13 protein-coding genes are annotated in these 19041 nt (G+C 69.6%); 9 read left to right on the top strand and 4 right to left on the bottom strand.

The features are described from left to right. Positions 1–62: 62 nt before the first annotated feature. Both MUN76_RS08560 and MUN76_RS08555 read right to left on the bottom strand, forming a co-directional pair. Entirely contained in the window at positions 63–1412 is a 1350-nt protein-coding gene (locus MUN76_RS08560; RefSeq protein WP_244688731.1) for a dicarboxylate/amino acid:cation symporter, read from the bottom strand. A 186-nt stretch (positions 1413–1598) separates the two neighbouring features. Further along, positions 1599–2207 carry a TetR/AcrR family transcriptional regulator gene (locus tag MUN76_RS08555; protein ID WP_244683943.1) on the bottom strand — a complete coding sequence of 203 codons (609 nt, stop codon included), beginning with the start codon at positions 2205–2207 and terminating at the stop codon, positions 1599–1601. A gap of 56 nt (positions 2208–2263) precedes the next feature. Here MUN76_RS08555 and MUN76_RS08550 point away from each other — a divergent pair, with 56 nt between their 5' ends. From MUN76_RS08550 to MUN76_RS08520, 7 genes are all read left to right on the top strand, one after another. After that, a complete protein-coding gene (locus tag MUN76_RS08550; RefSeq protein ID WP_244683941.1) occupies positions 2264–2980 on the top strand; it encodes a CPBP family intramembrane glutamic endopeptidase in 717 nt (238 codons plus the stop codon). Positions 2981–3051: 71 nt separating this feature from the next. Continuing rightward, a complete protein-coding gene (locus MUN76_RS08545) occupies positions 3052–3540 on the top strand; it encodes a YajQ family cyclic di-GMP-binding protein (protein ID WP_244683940.1) in 489 nt (162 codons plus the stop codon). A gap of 64 nt (positions 3541–3604) precedes the next feature. Continuing rightward, on the top strand, positions 3605–4309 hold the full coding sequence (locus MUN76_RS08540) for a hypothetical protein (RefSeq protein WP_244683938.1): 705 nt from the start codon (positions 3605–3607) through the stop codon (positions 4307–4309). 52 nt (positions 4310–4361) lie between these two features. Then, complete coding sequence (locus MUN76_RS08535) at positions 4362–4775, top strand: DUF3151 domain-containing protein (protein WP_244683936.1); 414 nt, start codon at positions 4362–4364, stop codon at positions 4773–4775. A gap of 112 nt (positions 4776–4887) precedes the next feature. Next, positions 4888–6174 (top strand): adenylosuccinate synthase, encoded by a 1287-nt coding sequence (locus tag MUN76_RS08530; protein WP_244683934.1) that lies wholly within the window; start codon positions 4888–4890, stop codon positions 6172–6174. Positions 6175–6187: 13 nt separating this feature from the next. Continuing rightward, positions 6188–6490 carry a chorismate mutase gene (locus MUN76_RS08525; RefSeq protein WP_244683933.1) on the top strand — a complete coding sequence of 101 codons (303 nt, stop codon included), beginning with the start codon at positions 6188–6190 and terminating at the stop codon, positions 6488–6490. A gap of 45 nt (positions 6491–6535) precedes the next feature. Next, positions 6536–7576 (top strand): Rv2578c family radical SAM protein, encoded by a 1041-nt coding sequence (locus MUN76_RS08520; RefSeq protein WP_244683932.1) that lies wholly within the window; start codon positions 6536–6538, stop codon positions 7574–7576. Here the strand turns inward: MUN76_RS08520 and MUN76_RS08515 are convergent. Next, entirely contained in the window at positions 7573–8487 is a 915-nt protein-coding gene (locus MUN76_RS08515) for a 3-methyladenine DNA glycosylase (RefSeq protein WP_429952526.1), read from the bottom strand. The two genes, MUN76_RS08520 and MUN76_RS08515, sit on opposite strands and share 4 nt — an antisense overlap. A gap of 308 nt (positions 8488–8795) precedes the next feature. Between MUN76_RS08515 and MUN76_RS08510 the strand changes: the two genes are divergently transcribed. Further along, positions 8796–17870 (top strand): DUF11 domain-containing protein, encoded by a 9075-nt coding sequence (locus MUN76_RS08510; protein ID WP_244688729.1) that lies wholly within the window; start codon positions 8796–8798, stop codon positions 17868–17870. A 69-nt stretch (positions 17871–17939) separates the two neighbouring features. On the opposite strand, the gene MUN76_RS08505 is transcribed toward MUN76_RS08510, so the two are convergent. Next, positions 17940–18326, bottom strand: coding sequence for an RNA-binding S4 domain-containing protein (locus tag MUN76_RS08505; protein WP_244683930.1), 387 nt, complete (start codon positions 18324–18326; stop codon positions 17940–17942). A 50-nt stretch (positions 18327–18376) separates the two neighbouring features. Between MUN76_RS08505 and MUN76_RS08500 the strand changes: the two genes are divergently transcribed. Next, a complete protein-coding gene (locus MUN76_RS08500) occupies positions 18377–19009 on the top strand; it encodes a YigZ family protein (protein WP_244683929.1) in 633 nt (210 codons plus the stop codon). Positions 19010–19041 lie beyond the last annotated feature (32 nt).

Raw genomic sequence — 19041 nt, 5'->3', positions numbered from 1 at the left:
CCTGAACGGTGAGCACCGCTTGGGGTGCTCGGCACTCCGAGCCTCGCTCGGTCGGCGAGGACCTAGGCCTTCGCGCTCAGCTCCGGAGCCTCCGCGGACGCATCGTCGCCGTTGTCGAAGGCGACACCCTCGCGGGGGGCGTTGTAGCGATCCAGGTCGAGGATCCCCTCGCGCTTCGCGACGATCGCCGGAACGAGGGCCTGGCCCGCGACGTTGACCGCCGTGCGGCCCATGTCGATGATCGGATCGACCGCGAGCAGCAGGCCGACTCCCTCGAGGGGAAGCCCCAGCGTCGACAGGGTGAGCGTGAGCATCACGGTCGCGCCGGTGGTGCCGGCGGTGGCGGCCGATCCCACCACCGAGACCAGCGCGATGAGCAGGTACTGCACGATTGTGAGCTCGATGCCGAAGAACTGCGCGATGAAGATCGCGGCGACGGCCGGGTAGACCGCGGCGCAGCCGTCCATCTTGGTGGTCGCGCCGAGCGGCACGGCGAAGGACGCGTAGCTGCGCGGCACGCCGAGGTTGCGCTCGGTCACCCGCTCGGTGAGCGGCAGCGTGCCGATGGACGAGCGGCTCACGAACCCGAGCTGCACCGCGGGCCAGACGCCCGAGAAGTACTGGCGGATCGAGAGGCCGTTGGTCTTGATGAGGATCGGGTAGACGACGAACAGCACCAGGGCGAGACCGATGTAGAGCACCGCCACGAACCAGGTGAGCGATCCCATCTTGGTCCAGCCGTACTCCGCGACCGCGTTGCCGATGAGGCCGAGGGTGCCGATGGGCGCGATCCGGATGATCCACCAGAGGACCTTCTGGATGATCGCGAGAGCCGACTCGGTGAGGCGGATGAAGGGCTCGGCCTTCTCGCCGATCTTCAGCGCGGCGATCCCGACCGCGACCGAGACGACGATCACCTGCAGTACGTTGAAGCTCGGGCTGGCGTCGAGCGCGCCCGTCTCGAGGTCGACGGAGCCGCCGACGCCGAGACCCAGGAAGTTCGAGGGCACGAGCCCGGTCAGGAAGTTCCACCAGGTGCCGACCGTGGACGGGTCCGAGGGCTCGAGCCCCGCGTCGGAGACGCCGGCGCCGGGCCGGAGCGTGACGCCGAGCACGATGCCGATCGTGACCGCGATGAGCGCGGTGATCGCGAACCACAGCAGCGTCTGGCCCGCGAGCCGGGCGGCGTTCGTGACCTGGCGCAGGCCGACGATGCTCGAGACGATCGCGGTGAAGATGAGGGGGACCACCGCGGCGCGCAGCAGCGAGACGTAGCTGCCGCCGATGGTCGCGAGGGTGGCGTGCAGGCCGTTCGGGTTGTCCTCGGCGTCGGGGCCGATCGAGATGGCGAGTGCGCCGAGGAGGAGGCCGAGGATGAGCGCGGCGAGGATCTGCCAGCCGAACGAGGTCATCCAACGGGGGAGGCGGCGCCGGGTGGGCGCTGCGGTGGGGGTCGACACGTACGGTCCTTTCGACGGGGAGTGCGGGAGCCCGGTCGGATCGCGTCCGGGCCGTCGAAGAGCCTAACAATACTTTCGCTCAAGTTATGCCAGGCATTGCTCAGTCGCCATCCGCGACGTGCTCGAGACCCGGCGTGCTCAGCGCGCCTCGAGCAGCGCGAGCAGTCCCGTCGTGAGGGCTTTACGGCTGGGCGCAGGCTCGGTCGCAGCGGACCCGGCGGCGGCCTGGGCAGCAGCCCCAGCAGCACCGTCGAGCAGCCAGGCCGCCCACCGCGCGAGCTCGGAGGCCGAGCGATCCTGGCGGATCCTCCCGGCGTGCTGGCCCGCCTCGACCTGCCGCGCGAGGAACTCCGACACGAGGCCGGCCTCGGCGCGGAGCGCTTCGGCGACCCGCGGCTCCGACTCGACCTCCGCGATGCCGGCGACGAACCCCGCATATGAGCGGTCCTCGATCTCGGACGCGAGGGCGTCCGCGTAGGCGGTGATCGCCTCGAGTCCGCTCGTTCGCCCGTCGATCTCTGCCAGGTGAGCGCCGAGAGCCTCGCATCCCGCGTCAAGCACGGCGACGAGCGCGTCGAGTTTGGTGGGGAAGTAGTGGAAGAAGGTCCCTGACGAAATCCCGGCGGTGCGACAGATCAGCGCGGTGCTCGTGCCGCGGTAGCCGTGCGCTGCGAACAGGCCCGATGCGGTGTCCACGATGGAGGCGCGTTTCGCGTCGTAACTGCGGTGGCGGAGGGCTCGGGTCACGTGCTCCAGTCTACCCCACACTAGAGTGAATGCTCTAGAGCATGTACTCTACTGACATGGAACCCACGTCTCGATCCCGGACACCATCGGCGGAGCCCCGAGCGGAGGTGCCGGTGGTGCGCGGCTCGACGCGCTTGTGGGTCATCTCCATCGTCGGGATCGCACTCGCCTACTCACCCATGTGGCTCCCGAGGGTGGTCGAAGCTGTCGGGATCGTCCCGGAGTTCGGCGGACCCGCCTCGTCGATCGTCTGGAACGTGCTCGCGGTGGTCCCGCTCCTGGCGTATGTGCTCATCGTCGAGCGCCGCCCGCTCGCGTCCCTCGGCCTGCGTCGCCCGCGGGGAAAGGACCTGGAGTGGGCGCTGATTCTCTTCGGCATCGTCATGGCCTGGCAGTGGGTCGTGCGCACGTTCTTCCCGCCGGCTAACGATCCGGGCACGGCGACGATCGCCGCGCTGCCGATCGTCGCCGTCATCGGAATGATCTTCTCGTCGGCGATCTTCGAGGAGATCCTCTACCGGGGCTACCCGATCGAGCGGCTGACCGAATTGACCGGGCGCAGGTGGCTCGCGTTCGCGCTGACGATTCCGCTCTTCGTCGCCCCGCACCTCGTCTTCTTCGGCGTGCAGTGGCTGTGGACCGCGGGCGTCGGCACGATCGCCCTCTACGTCCTCTACGCCCGGACGCGCAATCTGCCGGCCTGCATGCTGCTGCACTTCTGCCTCAACGCCCCAATCCTGATCCCGACGATCGCGACCGCCCTGGGTGGCTGACCCGCGGCGAGGCAGTGGCGATCCCGCGCTGGATCCTGCCCCCTCGCGCCGATCCGCGATAGTCTGAGCGCATGGCTGATTCTTCATTTGACGTGGTGAGCAAGATCGACAGCATGGAAGTCGAGAATGCCGTGAACCAGGCTCGGAAAGAGATCGAGCAGCGCTACGACTTCAAGGGCGTCGGCGCCGACGTGTCGCTGAGCGGCGAGGCGATCCTGATCAAGGCAAGCACCGAGGAGCGCGCGCTCGCAGTGCTCGACGTGCTGCAGTCCAAGATCATCAAGCGCGGGATGTCGCTGAAGGTGCTCGACAGCGGCGATCCGTTCCCGAGCGGCAAGGAGACGCGCATCGAGTCGAAGCTCAAGGAGGGCATCGACCAGGCGACGGCGAAGAAGCTGAACAAGCTGATCCGCGACGAGGGCCCGAAGAGTGTGAAGAGCCAGATCCAGGGCGACGAGCTGCGTGTCAGCTCGAAGAGCCGCGATGATCTGCAGGCGACGATGGCGCTCCTCAAGGGCGCCGACGTGGATGTCGCGCTGCAGTTCGTCAACTACCGCTAGGCGGTTCCTCGGCCGCGCATCGGCTGCACGGCACCCGGGTGGACGAGTGGGATCGGAGGCGTCGATGACGCGCAGGCTGGGTTCGGCGGCACTCGTGGTGCTCGCGCTGTCATTCGGGGCGATGGGGTGTGCGCCCGAACCCGAGAGCCCGTCCGTCGCGCCCACGACGAGCGCTCCGCCCGCGACGACGACACCGACGCCTGCCCCGCCGACCGAGGAGCCGTGGGTGCGCTTCGTGGACGACCGCATGGTGTATTCCTTCGAGACCCCTCCCGGGTGGACGGTCGAGGAGGTGCCGTCGGCCTACGCCCCTGAAGAGCTCCTGCAGTACGTGATCCGTGACTCCGATGGTGCCGAACAGCTGTATTTCTCGAGCGCCGTGATCGGCCTCGGCGGATCCTGCGAGTCGCTCCCGGCACTCGGGCTCGAAGAACTCGACGTCGTGCCCGCGGAGATCCCGGGGTATGTGCCGGCGGCCGACACCAGCTTCACTCCGCTCGTGCCACCGCGCGTCGTCTTCCGCGCCGCGGAGACGGAGTCGGGGGTGATCGGGAGCATCGCGCTCGACGACACGCAACCGATCGACGCCTGTTTCATTTACAACCTGCTGCATCCGGCCGCGGGTCCGATGACCTTTGCGGACTCGACCCAGGTCAGCGCGAACTTCCCGCCGCGCACCTTCGCGTCGATGGACGAGGCGCGCGCGTTCGTCGACACCGAGGAGTACGCCACGCTGCAGCGGATCCTGCGATCGCTCCGCATCGGCTAGCCCCGACTGCGCGCTTCGCCCACACGCCACCCCACCCCCGTAGACTGGCGGCATGATCGGCGCGAACCTGCTCGGACCCGAACCCACTCTGCTGGCCCCGGAGACGGACGTCGTCGCCGCCCTCGCCGAGGGGGTGTCGGCCGAGCGCCTCGTGCGCGCGCACCCGGAGTCGCCGCTCGCCTGGGCGGAGCTCGCGGACGAGGCCGACGCAGCAGGGCGTGAGATCGAAGCCTACGCCTTCGCGCGGGTGGGGTACCACCGCGGGCTCGATCGCCTCCGCAAGTCCGGTTGGCGCGGCGCGGGCCCCGTGCCGTGGTCGCACGAGCCCAACCGCGGGGTGCTGCGTGCGCTCTATGCGCTTCGTCGCGCCGCGGGCACGATCGGCGAGACCGCCGAGGTCGAGCGGCTCACCGAGTTCCTGGACGGCGCGGATCCCGAGGCGATCGCCGTCATCGAAGCCGGGTGACGCGGCGCGACACGCACGCCGCGATCCCCGGATCATGGCCCCGCTCCGTGTCCGCAGCCGGCGGCTCGGTAGACTGTCCCGGTAACTGCCGACTCCGAAGGAAGGGGCTGAAATGCCCGCAGTGCTCATCACCGGTGCCCAGTGGGGCGATGAGGGCAAGGGTCGGGCGACCGATCTGCTCGGAAGCCGCGTCGACTACGTCGTCAAGTTCAACGGCGGCAACAACGCCGGCCACACCGTCGTCGTGGGCCAGGAGAAGTATGCGCTGCACCTCCTGCCCTCCGGCATTCTGACCCCGGGGGTCACCCCCGTCATCTCGAACGGCGTCGTCGTCGACCTCGAGGTGCTGAAGGGCGAGCTCGAGGCCCTGGGCGGCCGCGGCGTCGACGTCTCGCGCCTCAAGGTGAGCGCCAACGCGCACGTCATCACGGCCTACCACCGCACGCTCGACAAGGTCACCGAGCGCTTCCTCGGCAAGCGCCAGATCGGCACCACCGGCCGCGGGATCGGGCCGGCCTATGCCGACAAGATCAACCGGGTCGGGATCCGGATCCAGGACATCTTCGACGAGGGCATCCTGCGGCAGAAGGTCGAGGCCGCGCTCGAGTTCAAGAATCAGGTGCTCGTCAAGATCTACAACCGCCGCGCGATCTCGGCCGACGAGATCGTGGAGGATCTGCTCTCCTACCGCGAGATGCTGGAGCCGATGGTCTGCGACACCGGGCTTCTGCTGCACGAGGCGATGCAGGCCGGCAAGAACGTGCTCTTCGAGGCCGGCCAGGCGACGATGCTCGACATCGACCACGGCACCTACCCGTTCGTCACCTCGTCGAACGCGACCGCGGGTGGTGCGAGCACCGGCTCGGGCCTGCCGCCGGCCCAGCTCGACCGGGTCATCTCGGTGATCAAGGCGTACACGACACGCGTCGGCGCCGGCCCGTTCCCGACCGAGCTCTTCGACGCCTCGGGCGAGTACCTCCGCAAGCAGGGCTTCGAGTTCGGCACCACGACCGGGCGCCCGCGGCGCTGCGGCTGGTACGACGCCCCGATCGCGCGGTTCGCGGCGCGGATCAACGGCGTGACGGACTTCGTGCTCACGAAGCTCGACGTGCTCTCGGGCCTCGAGACCATCCCGGTGTGCGTCGCTTACGACGTCAACGGCGTGCGGCACGACGAAATGCCGGTGAACCAGAGCGACTACCACCACGCGACCCCGATCTACGAGGAGTTCCCGGGCTGGACCGAGGACATCTCGGGCGCGCGCCGCTTCGAGGATCTGCCGAAGAACGCGCAGGACTACATCCTCGCGCTCGAGGCGATGAGCGGATCCCGGATCTCGGCCATCGGCGTCGGCCCCGAGCGGGAGCAGGTCGTGGTGCGCCACGATCTGCTCGACTGAGGAGGGCTGGATCGTGGCCGACCTCGCACCGCAGCAGCGTCTCGAGCGCCTGCGCTCCAGCATCGACAACATCGATGCGGCGCTCGTGCACATGCTGGCCGAGCGCTTCCGCTGCACCCAGGAGGTGGGTGAGTTGAAGGCGGAGAACGAGATGCCCGCGTCGGATCCCTCGCGGGAGGCGCGCCAGATCGCCCGGCTGCGAAGCCTTGCGGAGGACGCGCACCTCGACCCCGAGTTCGCCGAGAAGTGGTTCAACTTCGTGGTCGCCGAGGTGATCCAGCACCACAACCACCTCGCGGAGCAGTCGCGCGACTAGCCGCTGACGGTTGCACTTCATTCGAACATATGTTCGAATGACTCCATGAGGTGGAGTGGGCAGAAGACGAGCGGGGTCGTCGACGCAGCGCTGCCCGGGCTCGGGCTGGCGCAGGTCGCGGCGGTGCCGGGGCACCTCCGCACGGTGCGCGCGCCGGAGTTCGACGGCATCGTGTTCCACGAGGTGCTCGCGAAGAGCGCCCTCAACCGGGTGCCGGGGGAGTCCTCGATGCCCTTCTCCTGGACGATCAATCCGTATCGCGGCTGCTCGCACGCGTGCGTCTACTGCTTCGCGCGCGGATCCCACCGCTATCTCGACCTCGACACGGGGGAGGACTTCGACTCCCAGATCATCGTCAAGGTGAATGTCGCGGAGGTGCTGGCCCGAGAGCTCGCGCGGCCGTCGTGGCAGCACCACACCGTGGCGCTCGGCACCAATACGGACCCCTACCAGCGTGCCGAGGGCCGCTACCGGCTCATGCCCGGCATCATCGAGACGCTCGGTCGAGCCGCGACCCCGCTCTCGATCCTCACGAAGGGCACCTTGCTGCGCCGCGACCTGCCCCTCCTCGCCGAGGTCGCGCAACGCGTGCCGGTCGACCTCGCGATGTCGATCGCGATCGGTGATCCCGAGCTCCAGCAGTCTCTTGAGCCGGGCACACCGACCACCCGGGCGCGGCTCGACACGGTGGCGGCTGCGCGGGACGCCGGACTGCCGTGCGACGTCTTCCTCATGCCGGTGCTGCCCCACCTCACGGACTCGGTCGCCCAGCTCTCGGCGCTGCTCCGGGACGTGCGCGACGCCGGGGCGAACGCGGTCCTGTACGGCCCGCTGCACCTGCGCAGCCACGTGAAGCCGTGGTTCTTCGAGTGGCTCGAGCGCGCGCACCCGGAGCTGGTGCCGGCCTATCGGTCGCTGTACCCGGGGAGCGCGAGCCGGGCGCCGCAGGCGTACCGCATGGAGCTCGCGGGGCGGATCCGTCCGCTGATCCGGCGCTACGGACTCGAGCGTGAGGCGGGGCGATCCCGTGCCGTCGTGCCGCCGCGGGCAGAGCCGGTGAGCGCGCCGGCACCCACGCTGTTCTAAGCGGCTACGGCGGCGTGCACGCGCCGCGCCGTGGTGATCGCCTCGAGGATCCGCTCGCGCAGTCCGTTGCCGCGCTCGGTGAAGCCGCGCTGGAGCCGGGCGTACTCGCGCTTGCCCTCCGGGCGCTCGATCGGGATCGCCGGGAGTCCGAACGAGCTGACATCGTAGGGCGACGCGCGCATGTCGACCCGACGGATGTCGCTCGCGAGCACCAGGCAGTCGAGCAGCAGTGCGCCGGGCACGATGGGGCCGAGCTTCGCGGCCCACTTGTACACGTCCATGCCCGCGTGCAGGCAGCCGGCCTGCTCCATGGCGGACTGCGACTCGCGCGTCGGGCGGAGCTCGTTGAGCGGCCCCGCCGCCGGGGTGAAGAATCGATAAGCGTCGAAGTGGGTGCAGGCGATGGGGTGGGACTCGACCACGGCGTCCGTCTCACGGTGCCCGATGCGGAGCGGCAGGGAGCGGTGCCGCAGCTCCTCGGGGGTCATGCGGTAGACCATCGCCCACTCGTGCAGTCCGAAGCACCCGAAGCGCGGCGGGCGCTCGAGGGTCGCCGAGAGCAGGCGCTCGACGTAGTCGACGGTGCCGCCTCGCTTGGCGAAGTATGCGGTGAGGTCAACGCGGGCGTCGGTGCCGTCGACGGTCGTGTAGTGCCGCCAGGCGCCCCGCTCCTCGGCGGCTCCGTGCAGGACGATCCCGGCGCCGGGGTGCCACCGCCGCAGTTCGGCCGGGCTGCAGGAGTAGTAGGTGAAGAGGAAGTCCTCCACCGCGTGGGTCTCCCCGCGCTGTCGGCGCGCACGATGCCCGGCCGTGAGGGCGTCGGCACGCGCACGATGCTCGGCTGCGCGCGGCCGCCACTCCGGCTCAGACAGGTGCGTCGCCCGCCGACGGTCCTGTGCCATTGCGGTCATTCCTCGAGCGTATCCGAGTGCGCGGTGCGGCCGGCGCCGCAGGACGCGATATAACGTTTCAATCTATGCGTTGAAATATAAGAGGGAGTTCTAGTAGGTTGTAGCCGTTTGTGTGTTCTTGGGGAGCACACGATTGAACCGTGGGGTGCGGCGTCGCGATGCATCGCCCCAACGGCCGTTTTGGGGAGTCAAAAGTAGTGCGTTTCGAGAACCGTTCAGTTGTTGCAGCATCGTCACACCGTTCGCGGTGGCGTTCGTGGATCGCGGGAACCGCGGTCGGAACGCTGATCGCCGGATCCTTGGTTGCCGTGGGGATCGGGGCGCAGACGGCGCTCGCCAACCCGTTCAGCCCCGAGGTGGGCATCAGCGCGTCCGGCACCGGCGGCAAGGACTTCATCCTGGCCGGAGAGGACGCGACCTTCGAGATCTCGATCTCCAACTCCGGCGGTGGCAAGCAGTTCAACCTCGGGCTCACCGCACTGCTCCCCGACGCGGTCGACTTCGTGAGCGCCGGCTCCTTCGGCACCCCGACGGCGTACCCCGCAGGTTCGGTGCTCCCCAACGTCTCACGCACCTCCGCCACCACCTGCGTCGACGCCGGACTGATCCCCGCATCGGCCCTCACGCCTCCCGGGCCGTCCACCAAGTGCGCCGTCCCCGAGGGTCTGCAGCTGTGGGTGTGGTCGAACGTCGATGACCTGCCGGACGGGGCGACGGTCACCCAGCCGGTCACGGTCCGCCCGGACGCGTCGGTCTACCCCGTGGGTGCTGAGATCGGTTTCGACGTCACCGCCTACACGAGCGATGACCCGACGCGCCTCCCGACCTTCGACGGCTCGCCGAGCAAGGCGCGCACCTCCGGCCACACCTCCGGGGGAGGCAAGGATGCCGACTTCGCCCCGATTCCGGTGAAGGCCCTGCGCGTCACGAAGACCGAGCCGAGCCCCGAGGAGAAGCTGCTCCGCGGTGTGCACACGAGCGTGACCACGTACACGATCGAGCTCGAGAACACGGGTGAGGGCGTGACCGGCGACGTCATCGTCACCGATTACCTCCCTGCCGGTCTCGAGTATCTCGGGGTCTCCGGGGGAGATCACTCGGCCGATGAGGAATACCCCGGTTCGGGTCCGATCCCGGGCACCTGGACCCCGAGCGGTGAAATGGTCGAGACCGTGCAGCTCTCCGCGACCGAGGCCACGGCGCTCGGGCTGCAGGGCGCCGGTGTCTACACCAAGGTCACCTGGACCCTGCCCGCACCGCTCACGGGCGGCACGCCGCAGGAGCTGCCGGCCACCGTCGGCACGCCCGGGACGAGTTCGTTCACCTACGAGGCCGCGGTGCCTCTCTTCGCGAATGAGCTGTGGGCCGATGGCACCGCGCCCGATCCGGCGAGCGGGCTGCAGGCGGCGAACCTCGACAACAACACCGGGGCATCGACGCGCCACGGCAGTGAGGACCCTGCGAATCCCGCCACCGGCCAGATGATGCGGAACGCCGTGGTGGCCACCGGCACCTACGCCGGAGAGGTGCAGGACGGCGACGAGTCGCTCCGCACCACGTCCGACACCGACACCGAGGAGATCTACGCCGTCGATCTCCGAGTCCTGAAGTCGGTCGCGACCGACGACTCGGGCAACGCGTTCGCCACCGGCAAACTCGCGACCTACTCACTCGACGTCTCAGTCAGCGAGTACGTCGACGCGCGCGAGATCACGCTGACCGATGTCATGCCCAACGGCCTCTGCCCGGCCTTCCCCGCGCAGCCCGAGGCGCCGAGCCTCACGATCCGCAACGGCCAGGTCGTGCAGGACCTCACGGACAACCCCGCGCAGTGGAGCAGCCTCGTCGCCGGCGGCACCGCCTGCAACTACCCGAGCACGGAAGCCGGTGCGCGCTCCGACGGTGCCACCGTCACCGCCATCGAGTACGACGTCAACTCCGGCACCTTCACATCGGTCTTCACGGTCGAGCCGCTCGCAGCGCTCGATCGGGTGACCATCGACTACACCGCTATGCAGCGCCCGTTCTACTCGGGCGACAAGGGCAGCACGAGCTCCGGCGACCGCCTGACGAACCGGGTGGAGATCACGGGCATCACTTCGCCGATCGACGCGATCGCAGGGGATCCCGAACTCGCAGAGCGAGTGGGCGGTGATCGGTATCCGAAGGACGAGTCGCGGGCGACGATCACCTCACGATTCTCGGAGCTCACCAAGACCGTGCTCGGTCGCGGCATCGAGCTCGCCGACGCACAGGATGCGGACTGGACGACGCATGCCGAGACCCCGTTCTCACCCGGCGACCTCGTCTGGTACCGGGTGGAGGTGCCGTTCGCGAAGGGCATCGACACGCGCAACCCGATCCTCGACGATTACCTGCCGGTCGGCGTCGACTTCGAGCAGGTGCTGTACACGTACAGCGGGATCCCCGGCTTCGCCGAGGCGACCGAGCCCGCAGCCTGGTCGGGCGACGCGAGCTTCCCGGCGGAGTTCATTCCCGATGCGACGCTCACCCCGGCCGGCGCGCCGACCCATATCACCTGGGAGCTCGGTCGGGAGCTGGAAGACGGCAACGGCGACCGCTTTATGCCGCTCGACAGCCAGGTGACATTCTTCATCCAGGGTCGCATCGCCACGCAGTCCGTCTCCGCGGACGACATCGACAGCCCCGCGAACCAGGCGAAGTACCAGCAGGTCAACGTCGATGGCGAGATCTCGTTCCTCCGGCGCGAGGCGCTCATCGACCTCGACTGGGGCTCGACGCTGCAGAAGGGGATCCGCACGAACCCGCACCCCGGCGGCAGCACCGACGCACCGTTCAATGCGGGTGGCACGAACGAACTCGTCGTGCAGGGCGACGAGGTCGTCTACCGCCTCGACGTGACGGCCCCGCAGAACACCACGAGCGGGTACGTCGTCTGGGACGTGCTGCCCGAGGGGGTCACCGCGGCCGACGTCGGCACGGTCACCGCCGCGCTCGTCGACAACGGGGCGGAGTCGCCCCTTTCCGGCGGCGCCGATTTCTCCGCGGTCGTGTATGACCCGACCGACACGCTGCCGGGCGGGCTGGACCTCAATGACGCCTACGCCGACCGCTCCGTCATCGTGTGGAACGTCTCGGCCGAGGTTCCGGGCTCGGACGCCGACCCGGCGGTCGTGCGCGGTCTGACGCTCGGCTACACGCTGACCGTGCCCGAGGGTGCTGGCGGTGCTGCCGCTCGACTGACGCAGCGCTACGACAACACCGCGGGCATCATCAGCTACGAGATCCCGAGCGCCATCGGCGCCGGAACCACCACCGTCGTGCCGCAGCGCGAGGGCGGCGGGCAGGAGCTCACGAACCGCACGGTGCAGGCGGGCGAGGTCGGCTTCGATGACGCCGACACGTACGACGACGCGTCGATCTACCTCCCCAACGCCACGATGGAGAAGAACCTCGTGTCGACCGAGATCACCCCGGCGGACGACGAGTTCAACTCGTCCGTGACGACCGGCTCGCCGGCTTCGCGACCCGATGATGCGATCGTCCAGGGCGAGCACGCGACGTTCGAGTACTCCGTGACGATCCCGGCACGCACGTCGGTGTCGGGCGCGAAACTCGCCGACGACGGGCAGTTCGTCGGCGGTGGCCACACCTTCGACTACGAGTTCGTCCCCGGCAGCGCGACGTTCTCCGGTCCCACCGCGGATTACGACTTCGACGCCGAGGGCTTCACGCTCGTCGAGGACGCCTCGGGCTCCGAGACCCCGGGCACACTCGTATTCCCCTCGAGTTATACGAACACCACTGCGGATCCGCAGACCTTCTCCGTGCAGATCACGGTCTGGGTGCAGGATCGCGACGCAGCGCACCCCGCGCCGGTGCCGAATCTCGCGCACAACACCGCGCTCACGAACACCGCCCGCTTCGAGTTCAGCAACCCGAACACGCAGACCGGTGAGGTCTCGCTCTCTGACGACGCTCAGGTGCGCTACCTGGAGCCGAATCTCGACATCGTGAAGTCGGCGGACCCGTCCACCGATGTGACCGCAGAGCAGGAGATCGAGTACTCGATCCTCGTGCAGAACACGGGCAGCCGCCCGCAGATCCACGACAACGTCGTGGTGGACACGGTTCCGGCCGGCCTGTTGATCGACACGACGCAGCCGTCCCTCGACGGCGCCACCTTCGACAACGCCACGAACCTCCAGAACGGCCTCGGCGGCACGATCACCTGGACCCCCGACGCGTTCCCCGAGCTCGCGACCATCCCGACGAGCGCCACGCTCACCTACGTCGCGACGATCGACCCTGACACCGGCGGTGGACAGGACTACGTCAACGACGTCGACGTCACGGGGTACACGCTCCCGGTGTCGGCTGAGGATCCGGATCCGCGCCGCGGCGTCCGCACCGACGCGAGCTCGGCCACCGTCACCGCGGTGACCGCCGGACTCGAGAAGGGTGTGCGGATCTCTCCGTCGACCGGTGAGTACGCCGAGACCGCGAGCGCCCCCATCGGCGCGACCGCGCAGTACGAGGTCGAGGTCACCCTCTACCCGAACGTCACTTACTACGACGTGGTGATCGAGGACGTGCTGCCCGCGGGCGCCGTGCTGCAGAACGCCACGATCTCGGGGCCCACCGTGACGCCGGCGGACGCGCAGATCAACAACCCGGCGAACTGGCAGCGGACGAACCCGTCCGGCACCCTGCAGCGCTGGACCTACACCGGCACGAACGGCGACTTCCCGCGGAGCACGGAGGAGCGCACGCTCACGCTGCGATACGACGTGCTGCTCTCCAACACCGTCCCGGCCAACGTCAACGCGCTGCCGAACACCGCGACCTTCGAGTGGGCGAACACGGCCGCAGGCACGTCCCGCGAGTCGATCGACCGCTCGGCGACCGTGAGTGTGCTGAACCCCGCCCTCGCCATCACCAAGAAGGTCGACGGTCAGGACTCGGTGAACCGCAACCCCGATGCGACGCTGCCCTATCGCCTCACGGTGACGAACACCGGTGGCACTCCGGCCCACAACATCACGGTCACCGATGCGGTGCCGACGGGTGTGGTCGTGGATCCCGCGACCATCTCCAACGGCGGCACCCTCGCCGGCGCCGGAGCCAACGGCGGCGGCACGATCACGTGGACGCTCACCGGACCGCTGGATCACCAGAGCGGGACCGGCACCACGAAGTCGATCGAGCTCACCTACAGTGCGGAGTTCGCTGACTCCAGCGCCCTCACCTCGTCGGCCGCGGGCCTCGGAGCGACGCTCACGAACACCGCACGGGTGACCCGCTTCGAGTCGTTCCCGTCGGGTGGTCGGGTGTACCAGCCGGGGACCGGCGGAGCGCCCGCGGTGAGTGACACTGCCGTGGCGCGCGCGCTCTTCCCGATCGTGACCCTCGCGAAGTCCGTGAGTGATGATTCGCTCGCGCGCGTCGACGAGTCCTTCGGCTGGCGCCTCACGCTCGTGAACACCGGCCAGGGTTCGGCCCAGACCGTGCAGATCGCGGACGTGCTGCCCCAGAACTGGAGCTACGACGCGAACTCCGCGCGCATCAGCGTCGGCGGCGCGGCATCCGTGCCGCTTGCCGAGCCGGTGCTGGGTGAGGAGGACGGCAAGACCACGCTCACCTGGGACCTGGGATCCAGCGCGCCGAGCGCGCCGATCCTCCCGGGCACGGCATCCGGCGCGACGCCCGCCCAGCGCACCATCGTGGTGACGCTGACCGCGACCCCGAGTGCCGCGGCGACCACCGACTCGGGGGTCGGGATCAACGTCAACCCCCACGTGAACACCCTGCGGGGGTCGGCGACCGACACCACCGGCGCCACCGGAAACGGCTCACGTGCGTCCTACGTCGCAGATCCGACCACGGCGAACGCCTACCTCGGTTCCGCGGACCTGGCGATCGTGAAGCAGGGCGCCGAGGATCCGTTCGAGGCCGGCACATCCGGCGTCGGCTGGACGATCGACGTCTCGAACCTCGGACCGGACGCCGCCGAAGGCCCCATCACCGTGACCGACACCACCGGCGCGCTGCCCACGGGCATCACCGTCACCGGGGCGAGCGGCACCGGTTGGACCTGTGACGTGCCGAACCGGGCCGCCGACGGCGTGACGACCTTCGCGTGCGAGCGGATCAACACCAGCGAGTCGCTCGCGAGCGGCGCGTCGTTCCCGACGATCAACGTGCAGGTGGCCGTCGCGGACGACCAGGCTCCGGCCGAGGTCGGCAACACCGCGAGCGTGGCCTCCGATCGCACCTTCGATCCCGTGCTCTCGAACAACGAGGACGACGCGACGATCGGGACGACCACGAGCGCCGATCTCGCGCTGACGAAGTCGAGCAACACGACGACCCCGACCGCGGGTGCGGCCATCACCTGGCAGCTCACCCCGCGCAACGTCGGACCGTCCGTGTCGCTCAGCACCGACGGCAGCCCGATCACGATCACCGACACGGTGCCGGCCGGCGTCAACGGTGTCACCTTCACCGAGGCCAGCGGCACGTGGACGGCCACCCCGCCGGAGGCGGGCAGCTGGAACGCCGGCGACACGATCACCTGGACCTACTCAGGTGCGTCCATGCCGACGGGGGCCGCTCCGGCGATCACCCTCACCGGCACCATCGACGCAGGCTGGACCGGAGGCGACATCACGAACGCCGCGCTCATCAACCCGGGCGAGACGCCGGATCCCGACTACGTCGCCGATCCCGAGTCCGACGGCTACGACTCCCAGAACAACCTGGGCACGGTCACCGTGACGCCGGGCGATGCCGCGACGCACGTCCTCTCGAAGACCCGCGTGGTCTGGGACGCGGAGACGAGCACGTGGGTACCCGCCGCCGAGGGGAGCACCGTCGAGTGGGGCGACGACGTGAGCTACCGTCTGACGGTGGTGAACGCCGGCCCGGCGAACACCCGGAACGTCACCGTGGTCGACAAGGCACCGGCCGGTCTGACCTACGTCAGCCACGTCTCGGAACAGGGCACCTGGACCCACACGAGCGGCGGCACCGATGAGACCGGCGCCACCGATCCCGCGTGGGACACCTTCGCCCTCGACGGCGCGCAGCAGGTCGGCGCGGCGCAGGCACGCTCGTTCGTGGTCACCTACGCGACGGACTCGACGATGGATCCCGACACGGACATCCTGAACCTCGCCGTGGCACAGGCCGACAACGCCGAGCCGTCGATCGACGACGACAACACCGGGTCGACGCGCGTCGCGAACCTCTCGGTCGAGAAGTCCCACACCGGGGTCGCGACCGCGGGCAGCTCGCTCGACTACACGATCGTCGCGACGAACCACGGGCCGAGCGTGTCCGACGGACCGATCGTGCTGTCCGATGCACTCCCCGATGGCTTCAGCTACGTCGCGGGATCGGCGCAGGTCAGCGTCGCCGGTGCCGCCTCGACCCAGATCGAACCCACGATCTCGGGGCAGACGCTGAGCTGGACGCCCGTGGCCGTGCCCGACACCCTCCCGGTGGGGGCGACGATCTCGATCACGCTCACCACGGCGATCGCGCCCGACGTGGCCGCCCAGGTCGGGCTGGTCAACACGGCGACGGTGTCCGCACCGAACGATCCGGACCCGAGCGATGACACCTGGACCGATCCGACCGAGGTCGTGACCCAGTCCGATATGGTCGTCGCCAAGTCGGTCGAGGAGGGCCCGTGGATCGCCGGGACGAACGTCTCGTACACGGTCAATGTCTGGAACAACGGCCCGTCCGTGGCCGATGCCACCATCACGGATACGCTTCCCGCCGGGCTCACGCTCGTGTCGGCGAGCAGCGACGTGTGGGACTGCAGCACCGCGGTCGAGGGCGCGTCGAGCGTCGAGTGCACCTACCCGCAGCACCCGGTGAACGCGCAGCCCGACGGCGCGCCCACGGTCATCACCGTGGTCGCAGCGCTCGACGCGGCGGTGCCGAGCGACACCGTGCTCACGAACGTCGTGGACGAGGACTGGGTCGACAGCCGCGGCCCGCACTCCGTGGACGCGGACGCCGCCATCACGGTGTCGACGATCGCCGATCTCGGGCTCACCAAGACCGCGATCGACGAGACCGGTGCCGAGGTGACGACGGCAGTCGCCGGCGAGCAGGCGCGGTACCGCATCGACGCGCACAACTACGGTCCGAGCAACGCGGTCGGCCCGATCGTGGTCACGGACGTGCTGCCCGCCGGAGTGAGCTTCGTCGGCCTCGCCGCCGAGACCTCCGCGAACTGGTCGGCCGAGGTGAACCCGGAGAATCCGCAGGAGGTCGTGTTCACCCTGCAGCCGACGACGTCGGGGCTCGCCAACGCGAGTGACGCACCCGCCATCGTGTTCGACGTGCTGCTCGACGCGGCGCTGCCGATCACGGACGGCGTGGAGGTCACGCCGCTCGTGAACACCGCCACGGTGGTCTCGGGCACCCCCGAACCAGCGGAGGAGGAGCACAGCAACACCGACACGGCCGAGCTCTCGGTGGGGCACGTCGCCGACCTGTCCGTCGCGAAGCGCCACAGCGCCGACGCGGTGCGGATCGGCGATCCGCTCGACTTCACCCTCACCGTCACGAACGGCGGCCCGTCCGTCTCGTCGGGCGCCCGAGTGGTGGACACGGTGCCCGAGGGGCTCTTCGTGACGAGCGAGCCGGGCGATCTCGGCAACGGCTGGGTCATCGAGTCGGTGACGCCGGAGAACGGTGCGGCCACGGTCACCGCCGTCTACACCGGCACCATCGAGGTCGCGGCCACGACGCCCGACCTGGTCATCTCGACCACGGTGATGACGGACGCCTACCCGGGCGTGACGAACGTGGCCGTCGTGTCGCCGCTCGATGAGCGGGAGATCGATCCGAACCCGGAGAACGATCGTGCCGAGGACCCGGTCGTCGTGCCGCCGCTCGTCACTCTCGTCACCGAGAAGCGCGCGGTCGGAACGTTCCAGGTCGGCAAGACCGGAACCTTCACGATCTCGGTCTCGAACCTCGGCCCGACCGAGGACCCGGGCCCGATCACGGTGACCGACGTGCTGCCGAACGGCATGAGCTTCCGCTCGTCGCCGGACGCGGGGGTCTCGGTGCGGGATCAGACCGTGACGTGGACGCTCGAGGAGGGGCTGCAGGTCGGCGAGACCGTCGAGCTCACCCTCGAGGTGAACATCGGGCAGGCCGCCTACCCGACCGCGACGAACACCGTCTCGGTCGACTCCCAGGCGGAGAAGACGCCGGATTCGGTGCTGAGCGACGCGGTGACCGTGCCGGTCGCGGCTGCCGACCCGCTGGCGGTCACGGGCAACGACCTCGGGGCCTTCGCGGCACTCGCGGCGCTGCTCCTGCTGCTCGGCGGTGCCGGCGTCCTGCTGAGCCGGAGGCGCAAGACGGCCGCGTAAGCGTCACCGCGTCAACGGGTTCGCCCCGCCCCGCCGATCGTGCGGGGCGGGGCGAACCCGTTGACTGCCCTACTCGTCGGTGAAGGACGCCTCGGCGTCGCGCCCGCGGAGGCGCTCGAGGTCGCGGCGCTCGCGCTTCGTGGGCCGACCGGCCCCGCGATCCCGAACGATGTCGGCGGGCCGATCGACGCGCGCCGGGGGCGGCGGCGTGAGATCCTCGAAGTACTGCGCCGCCTCGGTGGCGCTGCCGCGCCGGGTGGCGAGCCCCGCGACGCGGTAGATCTTGTCGAAGCCGTGCAGGCGGACCCGCACCTCGTCCCCGACCTTCACCTGCTGCGCGGCCTTCGCGGCGTTGCCGTTGATGCGCACGTGTCCGCCCCGGCACAGCGTCGTGGCCTGGCTGCGGGTCTTCGCGAGCCGCACGGCCCAGACCCAGCTGTCGATTCGAACGCTCACGCTCGCAAGGATAGCGCGCCGCTCGACACCGGGCACGGCAGAATGGAGGGGTGAGCGCCGAGTACCGCACGATCGCCGGAGCGGTCGATACCGAGATCGAACTGTCGCGCTCCCGCTTCCTCACGCGGCTCGAGCGCGTCGACGACGAGTCCGCGGCGCGAGACGCGATCGCCGAGGCTCGCGCTCGCCATCCTCGCGCCCGGCACCACTGCACGGCGTTCGTGATCGGCCCGGACGGTCGGATCCAGCGCTCCAACGACGACGGCGAGCCGAGCGGCACCGCGGGCGCGCCGATGCTCGATGCGCTCACCTCGGCCGGGCTGAGCGATGTGGTCGCGGTGGTCACGCGGTACTTCGGCGGGGTGCTGCTCGGCGCGGGCGGGCTCACCCGCGCGTACCGGGCCGCCGTGGCCGGTGCGGTCGCTGAGGCTCGCCTGGTGCGCCGGGCGCCCCGCCGTGAGGTGGCAGTCGAGCTCGCCTACGACGTCGCGGCCGTGCTCGAATCGGAGTGCCGACGGCGCGGGTACGCTGTCGGTGCCGCGGCCTACAGCGACGCCGTCGTGCAGCGGTTCTCCGTGCCCGAGGACGAGGTCGAGTCACTGCGATCGCTGGCCGCCGAGGTGAGCGCGGGATCCGCCCGCGTGCGCTCGGGAGACGTGCGGTACGTCGACCTCGCGGAGTGACCGGCCCACCCGCACTGTCAGGGGCTCACGCT

This window comes from Leucobacter rhizosphaerae (assembly GCF_022919175.1).
GTDB classification, from domain to species: Bacteria; Actinomycetota; Actinomycetes; order Actinomycetales; family Microbacteriaceae; genus Leucobacter; species Leucobacter rhizosphaerae.
The sequence above is the reverse complement of the archived record's forward strand: the minus strand, read 5'-3'. Positions and strand labels throughout refer to the sequence as shown.

What these genes read in the sequence shown, in the direction of transcription:
- MUN76_RS08560 (WP_244688731.1), bottom strand. Translation starts at nt 1,412, where the DNA reads ATGACCTCGTTCGGCTGGCAGATCCTCGCCGCGCTCATCCTCGGCCTC.
- MUN76_RS08550 (WP_244683941.1), top strand. Translation starts at nt 2,264, where the DNA reads ATGGAACCCACGTCTCGATCCCGGACACCATCGGCGGAGCCCCGAGCG.
- MUN76_RS08545 (WP_244683940.1), top strand. Translation starts at nt 3,052, where the DNA reads ATGGCTGATTCTTCATTTGACGTGGTGAGCAAGATCGACAGCATGGAA.
- MUN76_RS08540 (WP_244683938.1), top strand. Translation starts at nt 3,605, where the DNA reads ATGACGCGCAGGCTGGGTTCGGCGGCACTCGTGGTGCTCGCGCTGTCA.
- MUN76_RS08535 (WP_244683936.1), top strand. Translation starts at nt 4,362, where the DNA reads ATGATCGGCGCGAACCTGCTCGGACCCGAACCCACTCTGCTGGCCCCG.
- MUN76_RS08530 (WP_244683934.1), top strand. Translation starts at nt 4,888, where the DNA reads ATGCCCGCAGTGCTCATCACCGGTGCCCAGTGGGGCGATGAGGGCAAG.
- MUN76_RS08520 (WP_244683932.1), top strand. Translation starts at nt 6,536, where the DNA reads ATGAGGTGGAGTGGGCAGAAGACGAGCGGGGTCGTCGACGCAGCGCTG.
- MUN76_RS08515 (WP_429952526.1), bottom strand. Translation starts at nt 8,487, where the DNA reads ATGACCGCAATGGCACAGGACCGTCGGCGGGCGACGCACCTGTCTGAG.